Here is a 19,694-nt window from a genome sequence, read left to right on the forward strand (position 1 = left end):
AAGGGAAAAGAACGATGTCCGACCAAATTTCTCCGCTGGTTTTCGAGGTTACGCCGAGTGCGAGTCCATATCCCGAGGCTGACCGTCTCAAGGCCCTTGAAGCGCCCGGATTCGGTACGCTGTTCAGTGACCACATGGCTGTTGCCCGCTGGAACCCCGATGCCGGCTGGCACGCCTCGACGATAAAGGCGCGGCAGCCCTTTGCCCTCGATCCCGCCAGCGCCGTCCTGCATTATGGGCAGGAGATCTTCGAGGGCATGAAGGCCTATCGAAACACCGATGGACGGCCTGTGCTCTTCCGACCCGAGGAAAACGCAAAGCGGTTCAACAACTCTGCGCGTCGGCTGGCTATGCCGGAACTGCCGGTGAGCGACTTCATCGCGGCCGTGGAGACCCTGGTTGCCACCGACGCGAAATGGATTCCCGATGGCGACGGCAGCCTCTATATCCGCCCCTTCATGTTCGCGACCGAAGTGTTCCTGGGTGTGCGGCCCGCGAAGGAATATATTTTCTGCGTCATCACCTCGCCCGTCGGCCCCTATTTCAAGGGCGGCGAGAGGGCGGTGAGCATATGGGTTTCAGAGCAGTATACGCGCGCCGCGCCCGGTGGAACCGGAGATGTGAAATGTGGCGGAAACTACGCGAGCGGCCTTGCCGCGCAAGCTGAAGCGACAAGCAATGGATGCGCTCAGGTTATCTACCTCGACGCATCCGAGCGCCACTGGATTGAAGAGCTTGGTGGCATGAATGTGTTCTTCGTGATGGAGGACGGTTCACTCGTCACGCCTGCGCTGGGCACGATTCTCCCCGGCATTACCCGAGATGCCGTGATCCAGCTTGCCGCTGAATCCGGCATGACCGTGCATGAGCGGCCCTACTCGTTCGAAGAGTTGAAAGCCGATACCGCGAGCGGCAGGTTGAAGGAGGCATTCGCCTGCGGCACCGCTGCCGTCATTGCTGGCATCGGCACGGTCAAGTTTGGCGGCGGGGAGCTTCAGATCACCGGAGGCCAGACAGGCCACACCACCAGAAGGCTTCGCGAACGGCTGGTCGGCATCCAGCGCGGTCAAGCTCCCGATCCGCATGGCTGGGTTCATGAGATAAGGGGGACTTGAGACCTCACGCGCGCGCAGGCATCGCACGTGCTGGAGTTCCACCAACCCCATGACGGATCCGGTTAAGCTTCGACCTCCGACCTGATCCAGTCGACGAACGCGGCGGAATCAGCGTGGCTGGCGCCAGTCCTAAGTATGTGCGTTACCCAGCACCGCCCGGAGCCCTGAGTCGTTCTGGAGCAGCCGTTCCTCGATCCATTGCGCCGTGCGGTCGTAGGCGTCCGAAAACAACTCGGAATGCCGCCTCCAATCCATGAACCCGATCGTGCTCGAAACCTGCGGACAGACCAAGACATCCTCGTCGCCGACGGCAAGGTCCTGCGGCCCGTGTGCCAGCATACTCGCGGCAATAACCTGAAGCATGCTCGGAACCTGCGGCAAGCGGGCACGGCCGAAAGGGTTCAGCAGCGCGACCGCCAGTTCCGATCTTCCGGGGATGTGGTCATAGTCGATGTGGTATTTTTGCGGTCCACTGGACCCAAAGCTCACGATGACGTTGGGGCCGGTCTTGAGTTTCCTCATCTGTTCCAGCGGCAAATTGTTCATGATGGCGCCGTCCACTAGCATATCGCCGTCAGCCGTAAAGAACGGCGGCAGGACACCCGGGATCGAGCCGGATGCCCGAACGGCTTGCCAGAGTTTTCCACGACGGTGGACATGGGGCTGACGGCTGCTCAGATTGGTCGAAAGCGCAAAGAACGGAAGCCAAAGATCTTCGATCAGAACGTCGCCGTATTCCTCCCGAAGGGCTCGATCGAAGGTTTTGTGATCTAGAAGCGCGAAACGCGGCAAGGTGGGGCGCCGAAACGCCCGACTCTTGACAAATACGTTGTGCGTGCCGCGGTCGATCTGCTCCGCGTCCAACCCTCTTGCGAAGCCGGCCATCATCGCCGCTCCGGAACTCGTCCCGCCGAGATAGTCGAAGCGCCCGCCCGCCTCGACGAAGGCCTTGTAGACGCCCAGATGGGCGCTGCCCAGGGACCCACCCCCCGCCGCCACGAAGCCACGTGCCTTGCAGGAAATAAATCGAACCAGGCGCTGGATATCAGCCTCGTCCTCCAGCGCAACATGATGATGCTGGCCGACATAGGGACGCTCATCGAGCCACGCAGAGGTGCCGGAGACCGCAGCCGAGCGATTGTCGTGAATTAGGACAAGCCGACCGGTCGATGGTGGATGGACCGATAGCGCCAATTCCTCGGACGCGTTCAAGCGAGGCGAGGAGGACGCGTTCGCCAGCAACAGGACGGTATCGGCCTGGCGAATGCAGACTCGTGTCCATTCATTAGGTTCTTCATCGGCGACGTAGACAACGAATTCAGCTTGCGCCTCCAGTTCGTTCAACCAGTTAAGGACCGGCTGGCCGTCGATCGGACGACCTGCGAACTTCGCGTGGACGTCTAGCCGGGAAACGAACTGAGCGCGCGTGACCGCGCCGAACTCTTGCTGTAGGCGCCCGATGAAAACCGGTGAGATGCGACTTCCGCCGGCTGCAATGACGGCAAGCGTTCGGATCTTGGCAGGGTTCTGGAGACGTGACAAAATCGGAGATTGCGTGGCGAACCGGCGCGCCAGAGATATTGTGACCGCCTCTCTCAGGTTCGGCAAAGCCTCGGCCGCCTTCTCGAAATGATTACGACTGATTTCAAGGACGATCGAATCGCGCGCTGCAAGGACAGTAGCCGTACGGGGCAGCCCTGCAAAGAAACCAATTTCGCCGACTAGTTCGCCCTGTGCGATCTCGGCGACCGTGCCAATCGGATCTCCTTTGTGTACCGTAAAGCGACCGGACAGCACGACGAAGAACCTGTCCGATGGATCGCCTTCGCGAACCAGGACCTCACCGCGCCTCAGGACCCGACGGTCGGATTCGGCAGCCAAAGCCTCGAGCGCCAGTAACGACGCCCGATCGAACATCAATGTCGCCGACAATAATCTCGCGGCGAGAGAATCGACAGAGGACATTTGAGCCATCCCGGGGACGCATTCGCTCCGGTAATTGTATCCCGTACCGCTCGTGTTTGCAGCGTCGCAACGCGCGATCCGAGCCGAACCGCAACGTTGAGGCAGTCCTCGACGGGCTACAGCCTCCGAAGATGCAATTGCAGCCGCTGGTGCGCGGCTTTCCCGTTGAGTGGGAGCGCCAACGGCGCAATGCCTGCTGGTTGTGAGGTCTGACCTGCGGTGACCTTCATCGTCCGCGTTGCGGATGGCAGCAATGCGCCGCATCTCGGTCATATCGATAGATCGCTGGCGCCGAAAGCGACATAGCGGGTGACAATGTCTTGGTCGTGCCCATGAACGGACATCTCGCCATGAGTTTGAAGCTCGATCGATCTCGTACGGTCTTTGCATCTGAACGCTGCAGCACATCGAGGCCCGTGGCTAGGAATGCAGCTCGACAAAAGGGCTGCTCGACCCGTACGCTGCGGGATGGTTGACGTGGCCGACCCTTTCGAGCGGAAGCTTGCGGCGATCCTTGCCGCGGATGTTTCCGGCTATAGCCGGATGATGGAGGTGGACGAAGCCGGCACGCTTGCGCGCATGAAGGCACATATTGGTGAGGTCGTCAGGCCCAGCATCGCGGCGCATCGGGGCAATATCGTCAAGACCACGGGGGACGGCCTGCTCGTCGAGTTTGCGAGCGTCGTCGAGGCGGTTGAGAGCGCTGTCGAAATCCAACGATCGATGGCGGAGCGGAACAGCGGTGAGCCCGAGAACACCCAAATCCTTTACCGCGTCGGGATCAATCTCGGTGACGTCCTCTTCGAGGACGGAGATGTCTTCGGCGACGGCGTAAACGTGGCCTCGCGGCTAGAGGGGCTCGCCAAGCCGGGCGGCGTGTGCGTCTCGGACATTGTGCATCAGGCAGTCGAGGACCGGATCCAAGTCCCCTTCCGTGACATGGGCAACCAGCGGGTAAAGAACATCTCCCGACCCATCCGTGTCTGGCAGTGGACGCCCGACGCGGCGCTGCAGACGACTCGACCTGTCGAGGCGGCGCTGCATCAGAGGGTGCAGTTCGCGACGGCGTCGGACGGTGTGCAACTGGCTTGGGCCAGCATTGGCCAGGGAGCGCCGGTGCTGAAGGGTCCGAACTGGCTGAACCATCTTGAGTATGAATGGCACAGTCCAATTTGGCGTCCGATGCTCGCGAAGCTCGCCAAGTTTTGCCATCTCGTGCGGTTCGATCAACGCGGAAACGGCCTCTCCGACTGGGAGGTTGAGACTATATCGGAAAATGCAATGGCCGATGACATGTCCACAGTCGCGACCGCTGCACAGGTGGATCGGTTCGCGCTTCTCGGCATCTCGCAAGCCTGCGCCTTTTCCGTGCGCTATGCTGTAGAGCATCCGAAGCAAGTGACATGTCTCGTCCTGCTGGGTGGTTTTGTCCGAGGTCGGCTAAAGCGACCGGGTCTCGACCAAAGGAAGCTATATGAAGCCGGGGCGATGATGATCCGCGACGGCTGGGGCTCGCCGAATCCTGTTTTCAGGCATTTCTTCACTTCGACGTTCATCCCCGACGCCCCACATGAGATTATGGCGAGCTTTGACGAACTACAGCGCATTGCCACGAGCCCCAAGGCGGCGATGCGACTTTGGCAAATGAACAGCAAAGTTGAGGTGACAGAGCTGGCAAAGAGGGTCCGTGTGCCAACGCTCGTGCTGCATTGCGTGGGCGATCGCGTCGTGCCGATCGAGGAGGGCCGCCTGATGGCAAAACTCATTCCGGGGGCGATGTTCGTCGAACTGCCGGGAAATAACCACGTGCTCATTGAAGGCACGTCAGCCTACGACCAGTTTTTCGAGGAAACGGCTGTCTTCCTGGCGATGCACAATCCGGTCGCGTAGCTTACGACCGGTGATCCACTTTGGAACTGCCAGTGCTACGGCAAAGTTTTGAGCCGTTGGAGACCTTCATTTGCGACCATGGAATGGCAGCAATGCGCCTCAAATTGGCCATTGAAGCTGGCTCTGCCACTTACCTTAAAGCCGACACGCCGGCGACAGTGCCGGGAGGTCATGGATGCGCCAAAAGCTGCCAATCGCCGCGTCGGTATCGGCAGGGTCTAAGGCACCAGCAGGATACGCCCCTTGCCTCCCCCCTGTTCGAGCGCGGCATGTGCAAGGGAAGCCTCAGAGATCCGCATCGTTGTCCATTCTGGTGTCCGCATAGCTCGTTGGGCGAGAAGGTGCGCCAGCGTTGCGATGGCGGCTTCAAGTGCCGTCCCGTCAAGGTTCTCTGTTGAATAGCCAGTCAGCGATACCGGCCGGATCAGGTTCCAGAGATCGAACCGGACATCACTACCCCCTACCGCGCCAACAAGGGACATCGTCCCGCCAGGTTTCAGGGCGGAGACCGATGTTTCAAACACGGCTGCGCCCACCGTATCGAAAACGCCGTCGAGGCTTTGCGGCTCGACCAGAGACAGTTCACCGGCCTTCGAAGCCAAGACCCGTTCGGCTCCCAGCGCGCGAACGTAATCGGCCTGCTCCGGCCGCGAGACGAGGCCCAGCACATGTGCGCCGAGCGCACTGGCAAGCGAAACCGCCGCCGAGCCCACGCCGCCTGCCGCGCCGGTGACCATGACGTGCCGTCCATCGAGCGGTCCGAGGCGTTGCAAGCCCTCGTGGGCGGTGACGCCGGCTAGCCCAATCGCCGCAATAGCCAGCGGATCCGTGCCGGCGGGTAGTTGAGCTGCCGCACTGGCATCGACCGTCACGAACTCGGCATAACCCCCTGGCCGATCGGCCCGGACCCCGCCGAGGCCCTGCATCATCGTGATGACCTGCTGGCCAACAAGTGCACGACCCGCGGAAGACCCCGCCTCAACCACCTCGCCTACGACTTCCACGCCGGGCACGTATGGAAAAGGCGCTGGCTTGCGGATAGGCCAGTTGCCCGCCCTTATCTCGAGGTCGGTGTGATTGACTGCGGCGGCGATGGTCCTGATCCTGATCTCCGAGGCGCGTAGCGAAACGACCGGAACGGTCTTCCACTCAAGGACCTCCGGACCGCCGTAGCGGCTGATGACGATCGATCGCATTCCGCTTTGCATGACAGCTGGTTCCGGGTTCAGCCTTCATCCAGCCAGGCATCGAAGTATTCGTGTTCCTGCGTCGGATGGACCCGGACACCCTTGACGGCTGGGACCCAGTGCTTGTACAGCTTTCGCCAGTAGGGCTGGATGAGAATCCCGGCATCCTGCAGCATAGCCTCGATGTCCTTCATCAGAGCCTTGCGCTTCTCGGCATCGGGAATGGCAAGTGCGGCATTGAGCTTGGCGTCGAATTCGGGATTTGACCACGCCGATTCGTTCCAGGCCTCGCCCGTCCGATATGCGACGGCAAGGACCTGGACGCCGAGTGGCCGCATGTTCCAGGTCGTCATCGAAAACGGGTACTTCGTCCAATCATTCCAAAAGGTTGATCCCGGCAGGACGGTGCGCTTGATCTTGATCTTCGCTTCACGCAACTGAGCGGCGATAGCGTCGCCCGAATTCCGGTGAAAGTCCTCGTCGGCCGTGATGAGCTCGAACTCGAAGTCCGCGCGGCCGGCCTCCTGAAGCAACCGGCCGGCCTTGTCGATGTCACGCCCGACCACGGGCAGCTCGACGTACTCGGGATGAATTGGAGAGACATGGTGGTTGTGCGCCACATCGCCGGCGCCGCTATAGCCAAGATCAAGCACAACCTTGTTATCCACGGCCAACTGCAGCGCGTTGCGCACCCGCTGATCGTCAAAGGGTTTGTTGGTGACATTCATCCGGGCCAACAACGTGCCCGCGGTCGCCGCCTCACCTTTTACCAGCCCAAGTCCATTTAAGGCTGCCACCTGGTCTACCGGCGATTCGTAATTCGTGTGGATCTCGTTGGCTTCGAACGCTCCCAAGGTTGCGTTCGGGTCGGACCCGTAATCAATGAACTCGATGCCATCGAGGTGCGGTTCGCCGCCCCACCATTTTCCATTTGTGCGACGTTTCAAAACGACGCGGACGCCAACATCGTAGGAAACCAACTCGAACGGTCCGGTTCCGATTGGGCATGCGCTAAAGGTCGCGCCTTTTTCGTCGAAGCTTTTGTGAACCAGCAGGGCCGGATAGTCGGCCAGAGTAGGAATGAACGTAATGTCCGGCTGTGGAAGTGTGATCCGCAGGGTCATGTCATCGAGGCGTTCGATGGCCGTCTCGCGCAACTTGCCGGTTGATTGATCGATGAGCGTGCCCATCCGCCCGGCCATGGAGTTGCCGGCAGCATCCCGCTCACACCAACGTCGCAGATTGAAGACAACATCATCGACCGTAAACGGGTCGCCATTGTTCCAGGTGGCGCCGTGCCTGCAATGGAGGACAAACTGCGTCGCATTGTCGTTGACCTCCCAGGATTCGAGCAGGCGGCCTTCGAAAGTGTAGTCGGTGGTATACTTGACGAGCGGCTCGAGCGTCTGGCGTTCAGCATTGGCAATCTCCGACCAGTCCGCTGTCCGCGGGTCCTTCGGGTCTTTGACGAACATCGCTACCTTTAGGGTCCCACCGCGCTTGGGCTCCGCCGCCAGTGCCGGCGTCAACGATGCACCGATCAGCCCGTAGGCCAGAGGCGCCGATGCGCCGAACGCACTTGCCAATGCCAGGAATTCGCGACGATCCAGCCGACCGTTCAAACAAGATGCTGCCGAGGCGTAGATGTGCTCGGGAACCTTGTCGAAATTGCTCTTAAACATTGGCATTTCGCTTCCTTAAAGCAGCATTTGTCCCGCGCGAACGGCCATAGGGGATTTCCTATCGGGCCGGCGATGGCACTTCCATATGAAACGCAATCGAGATAAATCGGCATCAGCGAACAACACTTGAAACGAATTGGCTAAAATGGACCGTTTCGCCAGCATGACCCTATTCGTGAAGGCTGTGGAACTCGGGTCCTTTTCAGCGGCGGCGGAAGCCCTGTCGACCTCGCCGCAGCTGGTCGGGAAGCACGTTCGCGCGCTGGAGGACCATCTTGGGGTGCGCCTTCTAAACCGCACCACACGTCGGCAGAGTATGACTGACTTCGGACGTGGCTATTATGAGCGGGCCAAGCACATCCTCGCCCAAGTTGAAACGGCAGAGGGGCTAGCTGAAGAGACAAAGTCGGTTCCGACCGGCAGGCTGAGAATCAACGCTCCGGTCAGCTTCGGCATGCACAGCCTAAGTCCTTGTCTGCCGGAATATCTGAAGGCCCATCCGCAGATTTCAATCGAATTGACGCTTTCCAATCGAGCGGTCGACGTTGTTGACGAGGGATATGATGCGGTCTTTCGAACCGGCGAACTTGCCGACAGCGGCCTCATCGCCAGAGCCTTGGCTCCCTATAGGCTGGTCCTATGCGCCGCCCCTGCATACCTGCAGGCACATTCAGCCATCACGCACCCGCTTGATCTTCAACAGCACGAATGTCTTGGCTTTTCCCACACTGAGTTGCGAACGCACTGGACGTTCGACGGCCCGGATGGACGGATTGTGGTTCCGATATCGGGCCGCGTGATGGCCGATCATGGCGAGCCCCTGCTTAGTGCGGCGGTAGCTGGGGTGGGCGTCTTGCTGCAGCCGAGCGAAGTGGTGACTAAGGCACTGGCAAGCGGCGAATTGGTTGGGATCTTGCCGGCCTATCATCCGCCGACGCGGCCACTCAATGTGATCTACGCTCACGACCGCCGCGTAACGGCTAAACTCAGGAGCTTCTTGGATTTCGCCGTTGCCAAATTCGGACGGTAGCGGCGCGATTGCCGGATCATCTCCAGTCCCGCGCGGAGTGCATTCGAGCAAATTTGTTGTAGGTCAACAGCGGTTGCAGCGATTGATCCCGCTCTATGCAGAGCGTAGACGCCCCTCGATCGCTGCTAACGCGGCTTCAGCCAAATGGGACATTTGTTATGAGCAGCACCGCCACCTCCTTCATGGCCAAATTCGTCGAGTTCATCAACGCGGCGGATGAAAAGCTGGCGAACGAACTCGTCTCGCCGAATGCCATTTTCCATGTCCCCGGAAGGCCAGAGCCGATGATCGGGCCTGCGGGCTATATGGCGATCGTCGCAATGATGCGAGGAGGCTTTTCCGACATCCAATGGACGTTGGAAGAAACGATTGCCGAGGAAGATAAGGTCGCCGCCCGCCTCACAATGAACGGCACCCACACCGGAACGTTCATGGGCGTGCCGCCAACTCAAAAGACAATCAGCGTCCAGGCTCTGAACATCTATCACTTGGAGAATGGCCAGATCGTCAAGGAATACGGCCAGCCAGACCTGCTCGGCCTGTTGATACAGCTTGGTGCCTTTCCCTCCTAGCCTCAGGAGAAGGCGACACACGGCCGGCCACGTTTCACGCCCTTTTTGCCCCTGACGTTCGCAACGGGTCAGTTCACCTCGATATACGCAGGGCACCGAAGGTCCGCTTCGGACATTCCGAGCCTCGTAACCGCACGTCCGATGTCGGCCCAAAACGCGACGTCCGAGTAGTGGCTTGGCGAAGTCCGTAGTGGTGCAAGCCGGACCTAGCGAACGATGGCCTAGTTGTGGTTTTTTGACAGGCGAGCGAACCGCAAAACTGCCCTCAGCAAGGCCGGCGCTAAGGCATTGATATTGCTGCTTTCAAAACCTGGGGATTTTTGGGGCCACTCCCCAGCTTCGGAGAATGACGGGCATTCGGAGAACAGTTTGGGCGGGAACGTTGTTTCCGCTCTCGCTAGTTTTCGGCCGCACATCCCGCACCGGAGAATTGTTTGGACTTTGAGAGTGGTAGCGGGAGAGGGACTTGAACCCCCGACCCCAGGATTATGATTCCCGTGCTCTAACCAACTGAGCTACCCCGCCAGGGCGGCGAAAGGCCCGAAATCCGCCTCAAATCGAAAGGCATGTCGGGGGCGTTCGCCAAGGTCGCGCGGATATAAGGTTGGGAGGGTGAGCCTGTCAAGCTTCGAAGCAACCGGCTTGCCGGCTTATTGTCATTGTCGAAAAGCTTTGCCGCGCAGACATTTGGTTGCCGCCGCCGGGTTGAGTTCGTGGGGGCACGTCGCTATGTCTCGGCCACGAGTTCTTAGAGTTTGAAACAGATGAAACCGCGCATTGCAGTCCTCGGTTGCGGATACTGGGGCAGCAACCACATCCGCACCCTCAAGGCGCTCGGCGCGCTGCACGCGGTCTCCGACGTCAACCCGGCTCGCGCCGAAGGCTTCGCCAGCGAGCAGGACTGCCTGGCGATCGAGCCCGACCAGTTGTTCGTCCGGGACGATATCGACGCCATCGTCATGGCGTTGCCGCCGCAATTCCATGCCGACCTTGCCGTGCGCGCCGTCGAAGGCGGCAAGGACGTGCTGGTGGAAAAGCCGATCGCGCTGACCGTCGAGGACGCCGAGCGCGCGGTGCAGGCGGCCAAGGACAATGGCCGCGTCTTCATGGTCGGCCATGTCTTGCGGTTCCATCCCGCCTTCGAGACGCTGAAAGGGCTGATCGACAAGGGCGAGCTCGGCGAAGTCCGCTACATCCATTCGCACCGGCTCGGGCTCGGCAAGTTCCACACCGAGAACGACGCGCTGTGGGACCTGGCGCCGCACGATTTGTCTATGATCCTGGCAATCACCGGCACCGAGCCGATCGAGGTGCGCGGCGAGGGCGCCGCCCTGCTCGACAATCTCAGCGACTTCGCGCATCTGCACATGCGTTTTCCAAACGGCCTGCGCAGCCATCTCTTCACCTCGCGGCTAAACCCCTATCGCGAGCGACGGCTGACCGTGGTCGGCACCAAGGCGATGGCGGTGTTCGACGACGTCGAACCATGGGAACGCAAGCTTGCCGTCTACCGCCACGCTGTGTGGCAGGACAGCGGCCAATGGGCCTTCACCACCAATGAGCCATCCTATGTCGCGGTTGCACAAGGCATGCCGCTGACGCGTGAGCTGGAGCATTTCATCCATTGCATCGAGACGCGAGCCGAGCCGCGCACCAGCGGCGAGGAAGCGATCAGGGTGCTGCGCATCCTGACCGCGGGGACGGTCACGCATACCACGCCCAATTCCTGAGAGACCGTTTGGACTCTATCGAGCGAATTTCGAAACAGTTGCTGAGCGGGTAGTGGATTACTCGGCGGGGATCTGCGCCGGCCTGGCGGCAAGCCGGGTCAGCATTGCCTCTGCCTCCGCGCCACGCTCCGAACGCTCGATGAAGCCGCCGCCGAACACGCGCGCCTGGTTGCCGTCATCGGAATAGAGCACGCAGGCCTGTCCGGGTGCGATGCCGGACTCGCCGTCGACCAGTTCCACCCAAGTGGCGCCAGCGCGGTGATGCAGCACGGCCGGGCGCGGCGGGCGCGTCGAGCGGACTTTGGCGAACAGCTCCAGGCCACCGGTGGGAACATCGGCAAGCGGCCCGTCGCCCAGCCAGTTCATGTTGCGCAGATAGATCTTGTGCGTCTCCAGCGCCTCGCGCGGGCCGACCACGACGCGGGCGCGGTCGGCGTCGAGATGGACGACGTAAAGTGGCTCGCCGGAAGCGATGCCGATGCCGCGGCGCTGGCCGATCGTGTAGCGCAGGATGCCCTCGTGGCGGCCGAGCAAGCGGCCGTCGATGTGGACGATGTCACCCGGATTGGCAGCAGCCGGCTTCAGCTTGGCGATGATGTCGGAATATTTGCCCTGCGGCACAAAGCAGATGTCCTGGCTGTCCTGCTTGGCGGCAACCGTCAGCCCCATCTCCTCGGCGATGGCGCGAACCTGCGGCTTCGACAGGCCGCCGAGGGGGAAGCGCAGATAATCGATCTGCGCCTGCGTGGTGGCGAACAGGAAATAGCTCTGGTCGCGGTCGGCGTCGACCGGCCGGTAGAGCGCGCGGTGGGCGCCATTGGCACCGGAGCGGATGTAGTGACCGGTGGCCAAAGCGTCCGCACCAAGCTCCTTGGCTGTGGCCAGAAGATCGGCGAACTTGACCGTCTGGTTGCAGGAAACACAGGGGATCGGCGTCTCGCCGGCGACGTAGCTTTCGGCGAAGGGATCGATGACCGCCTTGCGGAAGCGTTCCTCGTAGTCGAGCACATAATGGGGAATGCCGAGCGTCTCGGAGACGCGGCGGGCATCGTCGATGTCCTGCCCGGCGCAACATGAGCCGGCGCGGTGCGTCGCCGCGCCATGGTCGTAGAGCTGCAATGTGACGCCGACGACATCATAGCCCTCGCGCTTCAACAGGCCGGCGACGACGGACGAGTCGACGCCGCCCGACATGGCGACGACGATGCGGGTGTTTTCGGGACGTCCGGGAAGATCGAGGCTGTTCATGGTTCTTTCGTTCTGCGCGGCGCCTGAATGCCAATGACGGGAATATAGGTCAAGCTCTCCGGCTACGCCAGCTTGGCCGATCGACTAGCGACCGGTCCGGCGAATGGAAAGATTTTTCCGCGCGGCGCCGGCGCTTCCGGGCGGATGTTTCAAATGCCGACGAAAAGACTAACGCGGCGTTCATGATCCTTACCTAGTCATTAGGGTCTGCTTAGGCAATTTTTAAAGCTGTGGCGGTAACGTGGCGGGGATTGGGTCTTTGAGTTTTTTGTAGAGAGTACGATGACCGATCTGGTTAGACCGAGAGTCAAGTATGTTATCGGGCCTGACGGCAGCCCTCTTACGATTGCCGATCTGCCGCCGACGAATACACGTCGCTGGGTTATCCGGCGTAAGGCGGAAGTGGTTGCTGCGGTGCGCGGCGGGCTCTTGAGCCTTGACGAAGCATGCCAGCGCTATAAGCTCACCACCGAGGAATTCCTGTCCTGGCAGGCGTCGATCGACGAGTATGGCCTTGCCGGGCTGCGCACGACGCGCATCCAGCAATACCGGCATTAGAGTCGGTCTAAACACGATCAAAGGGCGCGGCACTCCGCGCCCTTTTGTTTTCGAAGCGATTCTTTTGGCGCTCAGGCCGTCAGCGCCACTTTGCCGATCGGCCTGGTGGCGAGAAAGGCGTGAGCAGCACCTGCCTGCTCAAGCGGGAAGCTTTTCGCCACGTGGACGACGAGCTTTTTCGCATCGATCAACCGGGCGAGTTCCAGCAGGCCTTCACGGTCTGGCACGACTGACATGCGCTCGACCCGGATGCCCTGCGCGCTGGCCTGCACCTTCGTCGCGTCGCTGACATTGAGCAATGACACCAGCACGCCGCCGCGCTTAAGCACCTTCAGCGAATGTTCGGCATGGTCGCCGCCGATAGGCTCCAGTACGAGATCGATGTCGCGAACCTTGTCGGCGAAATCGCTCTTGGTGTAGTCGAGAACCTCATCGGCGCCGAGCGACCGGGCGAAATCGAGCTTCTGCGGGCTGGCGGTGGCGATGACGTAAGCGCCGCGCGCCTTGGCGATCTGCACCGCCAGGTGGCCAACGCCGCCGGCTGCGGCGTGGATCAGCACGCGCTGGCCTGATTTCAGCCCGCCATGGCGGACGAGGCCTTGCCAGGCGGTGAGGCCCGCCAGCGGCAATGCGCCTGCCTGGATGTGGTCGGCGCCGTTCGGCTTCAGTGCGATTTCATCGGTAGGCACAGCCGCAAGTTCGGCATAAGCGGCGGCTTGCTTGGGGAAGCGCGGCATGCCGAACACCTCGTCGCCGACCTTGAAGCCAGAGACGCCGGCGCCCAGCGCCTCGACGGTTCCTGAGATATCCCAGCCCAGGATGAAGGGCGGCTCGCCGAGCAGGGAATAATTGCCGGCGCGGACGGAGCCATCGACCGGATTGATGCCGGCTGCCTTGACGCGGACCAGCACCTCGCCGGCCTGTGGTGTGGGGTCGGGCCGATTGGCGATGACAAGGACGTCGGGTCCGCCGACGGAATTCTGGATAACGGCACGCATGGGATGTCTCCTGCTGGTTGGTGCCACTATCATTTGGATAGTAATATCCTCTTGTCTAGTATGTACCTTTCTGATACATAGGTACTTCATGGATAGTGAAGACGATTCCCCTTTCGGCTATGATGCGTACCGGCGGACATGTGCTTCGCACACGGTGCTCGAGATGCTGGCCAGCAAATGGGTGTATCTGGTGGTTTGCGCGCTGCGCAAAGGCCGGCTGCGCAATGGCGAGCTCGCCCGCAAGCTTGAAGGCATCACGCCGAAGATGCTGACGCAGACGCTGCGGGTGCTTGAGCGCGACGGCCTTGTTCGGCGCGAGATCTTCCCGGTCATTCCGCCGCGTGTCGAATATGAATTGACCGAGCTTGGCCAGAACCTGGCGGGACTGCTCAACCAGATCAGGTCGTGGTCGGAACAGCATGCGCCGGACATCAAGGAGGCGAGGGCGCGGGCGACTGGCGAAAACGAAGGCGGTTTGGCCGCCTAGGGCAGCTTTCAGTCGGCTTAACTGAAAACCTGGATGCTGCGCCCGCCCGAGGGACAAGCGCCAACTTTACAGACAGGCCGGGCTTCAGCCGATCATGGCGCTGCGGCCGCCGACCTCGGATTCGCGAATCTTGGTGTCGCGTGATTCGAGCATCTCAGCCTTGGAAAGCTCCGCTTCAGCTTCGCCGAGTAATGATTCGGCAGTGCTTCGCTGCTGGGCGAGGTCACTTTGCGAATTTCTGAGGTTGTCGCGACGCAAGCGCGCTGCCTTGGCAAAGGTCGGGTAGGCAAAATGGTTGATGTCGGTGATGCCGGCTTTCTTTTCTTCGGCGGTGATCTGAAGCTCCAGTTCGACGGCCATGCGCTCGAACTCGGCGATCATCATGTCGAGCTGCAGCAGCTGCCGCCGCTTCTCATTCACCTGAAACTGTTTCAGCCGAACGAGGTTTTCACGTGACTTCATGATTCGGTACTCCCAGAAACGCACACCCGCACATATCGTCCAAACCTCTTGGAAAGGCCCAAGCGTCACCCGTGTCCACCGGCTTTCCCCGAACTATGGGAAACAAAACCCTAAAGTTTTTTGCCGGCGGTAACCATTCGTTTACGGGCATTGTTAATCATACGGGTCAGGACTTAAGGCCGGGTAAAAATTCCGGCCGCCGATGTGGGAGCCGCGTCAATGAGTCCCTGGAGTCACTTAGTCCAGGTTGTTAATGTGTTGCATTAGGAATTTGGGTCTGGATTCGTTATTAGATTCAAGAGGGTGTAGAAAGAGGTTAAAAAATCTGGTACCGTGATGGACGGGAAATTAGGTTTTGTTAACCATTTGATGGCAGCCTCTGCACAAGGCAACCACTGCTCCGGGCCTGGACGGGTCGTGAAATGGTCCGGCAGCAGAAAAGGGGAATGAAATGCGTGTTCTGCTGATAGAAGATGACAGTGCAACCGCACAAAGCATCGAACTGATGCTGAAATCGGAAAGTTTCAATGTCTACACGACCGATCTCGGCGAAGAGGGTGTCGATCTAGGCAAGCTCTACGATTACGACATCATCCTTCTCGACCTCAACCTGCCGGACATGTCGGGCTATGAAGTCCTGAGAACGCTTCGCCTGTCCAAGGTGAAGACGCCGATCCTCATCCTCTCCGGCATGGCCGGTATCGAGGACAAGGTACGCGGCCTCGGCTTCGGCGCCGACGACTACATGACCAAGCCGTTCCACAAGGATGAGCTGGTCGCCCGCATCCATGCCATCGTACGGCGCTCCAAGGGCCATGCCCAGTCGGTCATCACCACCGGCGACCTGGTGGTCAACCTCGATGCCAAGACCGTTGAAGTCGGCGGCCAGCGCGTGCACCTCACCGGCAAGGAATATCAGATGCTGGAGCTGCTCTCGCTACGCAAGGGCACCACGCTGACCAAGGAAATGTTCCTCAACCACCTCTATGGCGGCATGGACGAGCCCGAGTTGAAGATCATCGACGTCTTCATCTGCAAGCTACGCAAGAAGCTCGACGCGGCATCAGGCGGCCAGAATTACATCGAGACGGTCTGGGGTCGCGGCTATGTGCTGCGCGAACCGGAAGACATCCGCGTCAGCGCCTGAGCGGCGAACACCGTCCGAACTTTTCTTCGACAAAAAACCCGGCTCCGGCCGGGTTTTTTGCGCGATGGGCTGATAACTATTTGTTTTTACGCAATTCCCTGAGGAAAGCGCTACGCGCTTTTCCCGAGAAAACCGTTACATGCTTTCCTGGAATTGCTCCAGGCCAGCCGCATCAGGCGGCGATCTTCAAGGCGCGAAAACGCTCGAGCAGTTGCGGCCGGTTGAATGGCTTCAGGAGATAGCCCTGAGCGCCGGCGCGCTTGGCCCGCATGATCGAAGCGATATCGAGCTCGACCAGCGAAATCAGGATCTGCGGCCTTACCGGGCTCTCCATGGCGCGCACGCGGCGGATGAGATCGACCGCCGCCACATCCGGCAAGGCGCCGTCGATGACGATGATGTCGGGCATATCGGCAGCGCACATCTCGAGCGCGTCAAGTCCGCTGGCTGCCTCGATGACAACCATGTCGGAACCACCCAGGATGCGTTTTGCAACCTTCCTGATGACGCTTGAATCGTCGACGAACATACAGCGTTTCATTTCCGGGTCCTTTTGCCTTGTGGCAATCCGGTAGCGTCGGGGCATCCGAAGTGCACCATAGACCGATCTGGTAAAGAAGCCGAAAAGCGTTTAGGTAAAATTTTTGCAAAGATGCCGTGCGCGGACTGTTCTTCGCAATGCTTCGACCCAACCAGCCCGGTGAAGCTCATCTCGCCTCGATCGAGACGCTGCCGCAGGTATTGCGGATTGAAATACTTCGCTTCCCTGAGGAATTGGCGCGAATTTCAGGCCGCTGAAAGCACGATTTCTTCCGGCGTCGCGTGGATCGAGATCGTCATGTTGGCTTCGCGCGCCAGAAGCAGCGTGTAATAGGGCTGCACGGAATGAGCGTCGATCGGTTCCTCCGGCTTGTGGCCGGAATGCAGTTCGAGGAATTTCGGCGGCACGCGCAGCATCGGGCCGCTCGCCGCAAGCGAGAAACGCGGCTCGGTTTCGAGGTTTTCCAGCGTCACGGAAAGCTTGCCGCCGCGCGGAATGGCGGCGTTGGCGACGAGAATCAGGTTGAGCAGCAGCTTGACCTTGTTCTTGGGCAGCAGCGCACGGGTCCCGTTCCAGCTCAGTTCCGGCTTTTCGTTCTTGAGGAAGGCGATGGCGACCGCTTCGGCGTCGCCGGTATCGATCAACATGCCGGCCGATCCGGCAGCGCCGAATGCGATGCGGGCGAACTGCAGGCGGGCCGAAGCGTTGCGGGCGCTCTGGCGGATCAGCTTCATGGCGTCCTCGTCGGCGCCGCCTTCGTCGAGCAGTTCGAGTCCATTGTTGATCGCGCCGACCGGCGAGATGATGTCGTGGCAGACCCGGCTGCACAACAGCGCTGCCAAATCGGGTGCGGAAAGGGTGAACAGATCGGCCATCGGCGAAAATCCCTGCAAAATTTCTTAGCTCATGGCCGCGCGATCGATCGTCGCCTGCCCACACGAATCACGCACTCTCTCCCTTGGGCTTTCTGAATACACAGCGCCCGTGCGTGCAGCAACAAATCCAAAATTGTGGTTGTGACAAATGGCGTGTTCACGAGGCCGGCGGCCACCCATTTGCCCGTTTGAGCGATCCCGACAGCCTTTGAACCGCCATGTTCATGTGGGAGCTTAATGGTTGAAAAAGGATTACGGCATAGTTTGCCCGTAACAGTTACCCTTAACGGCCGGCTAAAAGAGCCGTACAGGGTGTGAGGCGTCGGCGAAAGTGCTCCCTGACGGAGATTGGAAGCATGTTTTCCCGATTCTACGACCGGACTTTTTTCCGCGTCATCCCAGACCGGACTCTTGTCCGTGTCGTGTCAATGGCGATCGCGCTCATGGGCGTTCTCGTGTTCTCGACTTCGGCCTTGCGGGCCCAGGAATACACCGCTCAAGAGATTGTCGATTCCGGTCACAAGTTCTTCGGCGCGACATCGGGCGGGCTCGCCACGGTCGTCGAGAAGATTTTTGCTTCCTACGGCCTGCCCAATGGCTATCTGCTGGGCGAAGAGGGCTCGGGCGCGCTGATCGGCGGCCTGACCTATGGCGAAGGCACGCTCTACACCAAGAATGCCGGCGATCACAAAGTGTTCTGGCAAGGCCCCTCACTCGGCTGGGATTTCGGCGGCGAGGGGTCGCGGGTGATGATGCTGGTCTACAATCTCGACGATGTGGGCAACCTCTACAACCGCTACGGCGGCGTCGCCGGTTCGGCCTATGTGGTGGCAGGCGTCGGCTTCAACGTGCTGAAGAACAACAATGTGATTTTGGTGCCGATACGCACCGGCGTTGGTGCCCGGCTCGGCGTCAATCTCGGCTATCTGAAGCTTACCGAACGCGCGACGTGGAATCCGTTCTGAGCTAAACCCGTTCCGTTGCGGCAAACGCTTGCCGCAACGCTGGATTTCCGTCATGCCAACGTGGCACAATCCAGCATTGGCGGTTGCCGTCCACAAACGGGTAGTCACTTGGTTCAGTCGGTCCTGTTCTTCGTCCTCGGCTTTCTCTGCGCCGGCTTTCTGGCGCTTATGGTTGCTCCGGCGATATGGCGCCGTGCCGTCGCCCTGACGCGCAAACGCATCGAAGCCTCGATACCTCTGACGCAAACCGAGATCCTGGCGGACAAGGATCGCGTCCGCGCCGAATACGCCATGTCGACGCGCCGCCTCGAAATCAACGTTAAGGCGTTGCGCGAGAAGGCGGCAGAACAGCTCGTCGAGATCAGTCGCGGCCACGAGGCGATGAAGGGCCTGGCGATCGAACGCATGAACAAGAACCAGGCGCTGAGCGAACTGGGTGCCAAGAGCGAAATGCTGCGGCAGCGCGAGGAAGAGCTGCACCGCCTGTCGGACCGGCTCAAGGAAACCGAACGCAAGCTGGAGAAGCGCGCGCTCGAGCTCGAAAAGCTGGGGCGCATGTATGACGACGCCAGCTTCTCCTCCAGCAGCCGGCAGATCGAACTCGTGGCGCGCGAATCCGAGATGCAGAAGCTCGCCAGTGACATTGCGCTGCTGCGTGGCCAGCGCAAGGAAGCGGACCGGCGCGGCCAGGAAATCGCAGCCGAAAGCAAGGCCGCGCGCGACGCCCTGAAAGCTGAGAAAAAGAGGACCGCCGAACTCGACAAGAAGTTCGAACGGCTGATGGCGACGCTGGCCGATCGCGAGGACAAGCTCGACCGTCGCGAAAAGGAACTGGCGCGGCTGCGCGAAAAGTCGAAAGCCGAGGATGGCACGCCGGCCTTGCGGCTGGTCGGCAAGGGCGGTGACGTCGCCACGAGCGATGACGTCGACAAGGCAATCGCCAAGCTCGACAGCGATCGTGAACGGCTCGAGGCGAGGCTGACGGCGCTGGCGCTCGAGAACAAGCGGTTGAAGGCGGATCTCACCGCGCTGGCCGCGTCCAATCCGGCGGATGGCAGCTCCGCCTTGCGCGAGCAGATGAACGAACTGGCAGCGGAGGTCGTTCACCTCACGGCCAAGCTCGAGGGGCCTGATTCGCCGATCGCCAAGGCATTGGCGGCACCGTCGGATGCACGCTCCGGCAACGGTGACCGCAGTCTTGCAGATCGAGTGCGGGCGCTGCAGAAGGCTGCAACAAGCTGA

General features: G+C 60.6%; 18 protein-coding genes and 1 tRNA gene. 10 read left to right on the forward strand and 9 right to left on the reverse strand.

Annotated features, from left to right (window positions below):
- The first annotated feature begins 14 nt into the window (after positions 1-14).
- Positions 15-1,115, forward strand: a complete 1,101-nt coding sequence (locus AC1RZR_RS12365) for a branched-chain amino acid aminotransferase (RefSeq protein ID WP_477270036.1) — start codon at positions 15-17, stop codon at positions 1,113-1,115.
- A 129-nt stretch (positions 1,116-1,244) separates the two neighbouring features.
- Here AC1RZR_RS12365 and AC1RZR_RS12370 read toward each other — a convergent pair whose 3' ends face one another.
- The gene (locus tag AC1RZR_RS12370) at positions 1,245-3,080 is read right to left on the reverse strand and encodes a patatin-like phospholipase family protein (protein ID WP_477270038.1); all 1,836 of its coding nucleotides are present in this window, start codon (positions 3,078-3,080) and stop codon (positions 1,245-1,247) included.
- 477 nt (positions 3,081-3,557) lie between these two features.
- Between AC1RZR_RS12370 and AC1RZR_RS12375 the strand changes: the two genes are divergently transcribed.
- The gene (locus tag AC1RZR_RS12375) at positions 3,558-4,970 is read left to right on the forward strand and encodes an alpha/beta fold hydrolase (protein ID WP_477270040.1); all 1,413 of its coding nucleotides are present in this window, start codon (positions 3,558-3,560) and stop codon (positions 4,968-4,970) included.
- A gap of 218 nt (positions 4,971-5,188) precedes the next feature.
- Here the strand turns inward: AC1RZR_RS12375 and AC1RZR_RS12380 are convergent, their stop codons facing one another.
- Complete coding sequence (locus tag AC1RZR_RS12380) at positions 5,189-6,166, reverse strand: quinone oxidoreductase family protein (RefSeq protein WP_477270042.1); 978 nt, start codon at positions 6,164-6,166, stop codon at positions 5,189-5,191.
- A 29-nt stretch (positions 6,167-6,195) separates the two neighbouring features.
- Positions 6,196-7,845, reverse strand: a complete 1,650-nt coding sequence (locus tag AC1RZR_RS12385; protein WP_481828568.1) for an ABC transporter substrate-binding protein — start codon at positions 7,843-7,845, stop codon at positions 6,196-6,198.
- A gap of 139 nt (positions 7,846-7,984) precedes the next feature.
- Here AC1RZR_RS12385 and AC1RZR_RS12390 point away from each other — a divergent pair, with 139 nt between their 5' ends.
- Positions 7,985-8,869: a LysR family transcriptional regulator gene (locus AC1RZR_RS12390; protein WP_477270046.1), complete on the forward strand. Its 885-nt coding sequence runs from the start codon at positions 7,985-7,987 to the stop codon at positions 8,867-8,869.
- A gap of 182 nt (positions 8,870-9,051) precedes the next feature.
- On the forward strand, positions 9,052-9,441 hold the full coding sequence (locus AC1RZR_RS12395) for an ester cyclase (RefSeq protein ID WP_481828569.1): 390 nt from the start codon (positions 9,052-9,054) through the stop codon (positions 9,439-9,441).
- 448 nt (positions 9,442-9,889) lie between these two features.
- On the opposite strand, the gene AC1RZR_RS12400 is transcribed toward AC1RZR_RS12395, so the two are convergent.
- Positions 9,890-9,966: transfer RNA gene (locus AC1RZR_RS12400), tRNA-Met, on the reverse strand.
- Positions 9,967-10,205: 239 nt separating this feature from the next.
- On the opposite strand from AC1RZR_RS12400, the gene AC1RZR_RS12405 reads away from it, so the two are divergent.
- Positions 10,206-11,171: a Gfo/Idh/MocA family protein gene (locus tag AC1RZR_RS12405; RefSeq protein WP_477270068.1), complete on the forward strand. Its 966-nt coding sequence runs from the start codon at positions 10,206-10,208 to the stop codon at positions 11,169-11,171.
- A 57-nt stretch (positions 11,172-11,228) separates the two neighbouring features.
- Here AC1RZR_RS12405 and mnmA read toward each other — a convergent pair whose 3' ends face one another.
- Positions 11,229-12,419, reverse strand: coding sequence for a tRNA 2-thiouridine(34) synthase MnmA (mnmA, locus tag AC1RZR_RS12410; protein WP_477270070.1), 1,191 nt, complete (start codon positions 12,417-12,419; stop codon positions 11,229-11,231).
- Positions 12,420-12,701: 282 nt separating this feature from the next.
- Between mnmA and sciP the strand changes: the two genes are divergently transcribed.
- Positions 12,702-12,977, forward strand: coding sequence for a CtrA inhibitor SciP (sciP, locus tag AC1RZR_RS12415; protein ID WP_013529904.1), 276 nt, complete (start codon positions 12,702-12,704; stop codon positions 12,975-12,977).
- Between the two features lie 71 nt (positions 12,978-13,048).
- Here sciP and AC1RZR_RS12420 read toward each other — a convergent pair whose 3' ends face one another.
- Positions 13,049-13,975: an NADP-dependent oxidoreductase gene (locus AC1RZR_RS12420; RefSeq protein WP_477270073.1), complete on the reverse strand. Its 927-nt coding sequence runs from the start codon at positions 13,973-13,975 to the stop codon at positions 13,049-13,051.
- Positions 13,976-14,063: 88 nt separating this feature from the next.
- Between AC1RZR_RS12420 and AC1RZR_RS12425 the strand changes: the two genes are divergently transcribed.
- On the forward strand, positions 14,064-14,462 hold the full coding sequence (locus tag AC1RZR_RS12425) for a winged helix-turn-helix transcriptional regulator (RefSeq protein WP_477270075.1): 399 nt from the start codon (positions 14,064-14,066) through the stop codon (positions 14,460-14,462).
- A gap of 84 nt (positions 14,463-14,546) precedes the next feature.
- On the opposite strand, the gene AC1RZR_RS12430 is transcribed toward AC1RZR_RS12425, so the two are convergent.
- On the reverse strand, positions 14,547-14,924 hold the full coding sequence (locus AC1RZR_RS12430) for a flagellar export protein FliJ (RefSeq protein WP_111542795.1): 378 nt from the start codon (positions 14,922-14,924) through the stop codon (positions 14,547-14,549).
- 451 nt (positions 14,925-15,375) lie between these two features.
- Between AC1RZR_RS12430 and ctrA the strand changes: the two genes are divergently transcribed.
- Entirely contained in the window at positions 15,376-16,071 is a 696-nt protein-coding gene (gene ctrA, locus AC1RZR_RS12435; RefSeq protein WP_006203583.1) for a response regulator transcription factor CtrA, read from the forward strand.
- Positions 16,072-16,243: 172 nt separating this feature from the next.
- Here the strand turns inward: ctrA and AC1RZR_RS12440 are convergent, their stop codons facing one another.
- Both AC1RZR_RS12440 and chpT read right to left on the reverse strand, forming a co-directional pair.
- The gene (locus tag AC1RZR_RS12440) at positions 16,244-16,612 is read right to left on the reverse strand and encodes a response regulator (RefSeq protein WP_477270078.1); all 369 of its coding nucleotides are present in this window, start codon (positions 16,610-16,612) and stop codon (positions 16,244-16,246) included.
- 245 nt (positions 16,613-16,857) lie between these two features.
- Complete coding sequence (chpT, locus tag AC1RZR_RS12445) at positions 16,858-17,487, reverse strand: histidine phosphotransferase ChpT (protein WP_477270080.1); 630 nt, start codon at positions 17,485-17,487, stop codon at positions 16,858-16,860.
- Between the two features lie 428 nt (positions 17,488-17,915).
- Here chpT and AC1RZR_RS12450 point away from each other — a divergent pair, with 428 nt between their 5' ends.
- Positions 17,916-18,452 (forward strand): DUF1134 domain-containing protein, encoded by a 537-nt coding sequence (locus AC1RZR_RS12450; protein WP_379103241.1) that lies wholly within the window; start codon positions 17,916-17,918, stop codon positions 18,450-18,452.
- 108 nt (positions 18,453-18,560) lie between these two features.
- On the forward strand, positions 18,561-19,694 hold the full coding sequence (locus tag AC1RZR_RS12455; protein ID WP_477270082.1) for a coiled-coil domain-containing protein: 1,134 nt from the start codon (positions 18,561-18,563) through the stop codon (positions 19,692-19,694).

The organism is Mesorhizobium bavaricum (assembly GCF_056781655.1).

Bases quoted from the DNA above. Each gene is read 5' to 3' on its own strand.
- AC1RZR_RS12365 (WP_477270036.1), top strand. From the start codon at position 15: ATGTCCGACCAAATTTCTCCGCTGGTTTTCGAGGTTACGCCGAGTGCG.
- AC1RZR_RS12370 (WP_477270038.1), bottom strand. From the start codon at position 3,080: ATGTCCTCTGTCGATTCTCTCGCCGCGAGATTATTGTCGGCGACATTG.
- AC1RZR_RS12380 (WP_477270042.1), bottom strand. From the start codon at position 6,166: ATGCGATCGATCGTCATCAGCCGCTACGGCGGTCCGGAGGTCCTTGAG.
- AC1RZR_RS12385 (WP_481828568.1), bottom strand. From the start codon at position 7,845: ATGCCAATGTTTAAGAGCAATTTCGACAAGGTTCCCGAGCACATCTAC.
- AC1RZR_RS12390 (WP_477270046.1), top strand. From the start codon at position 7,985: ATGGACCGTTTCGCCAGCATGACCCTATTCGTGAAGGCTGTGGAACTC.
- AC1RZR_RS12395 (WP_481828569.1), top strand. From the start codon at position 9,052: ATGGCCAAATTCGTCGAGTTCATCAACGCGGCGGATGAAAAGCTGGCG.
- AC1RZR_RS12405 (WP_477270068.1), top strand. From the start codon at position 10,206: ATGAAACCGCGCATTGCAGTCCTCGGTTGCGGATACTGGGGCAGCAAC.
- mnmA (WP_477270070.1), bottom strand. From the start codon at position 12,419: ATGAACAGCCTCGATCTTCCCGGACGTCCCGAAAACACCCGCATCGTC.
- sciP (WP_013529904.1), top strand. From the start codon at position 12,702: ATGACCGATCTGGTTAGACCGAGAGTCAAGTATGTTATCGGGCCTGAC.
- AC1RZR_RS12420 (WP_477270073.1), bottom strand. From the start codon at position 13,975: ATGCGTGCCGTTATCCAGAATTCCGTCGGCGGACCCGACGTCCTTGTC.
- AC1RZR_RS12425 (WP_477270075.1), top strand. From the start codon at position 14,064: ATGGATAGTGAAGACGATTCCCCTTTCGGCTATGATGCGTACCGGCGG.
- AC1RZR_RS12430 (WP_111542795.1), bottom strand. From the start codon at position 14,924: ATGAAGTCACGTGAAAACCTCGTTCGGCTGAAACAGTTTCAGGTGAAT.
- ctrA (WP_006203583.1), top strand. From the start codon at position 15,376: ATGCGTGTTCTGCTGATAGAAGATGACAGTGCAACCGCACAAAGCATC.
- AC1RZR_RS12440 (WP_477270078.1), bottom strand. From the start codon at position 16,612: ATGAAACGCTGTATGTTCGTCGACGATTCAAGCGTCATCAGGAAGGTT.
- chpT (WP_477270080.1), bottom strand. From the start codon at position 17,487: ATGGCCGATCTGTTCACCCTTTCCGCACCCGATTTGGCAGCGCTGTTG.
- AC1RZR_RS12450 (WP_379103241.1), top strand. From the start codon at position 17,916: ATGGCGATCGCGCTCATGGGCGTTCTCGTGTTCTCGACTTCGGCCTTG.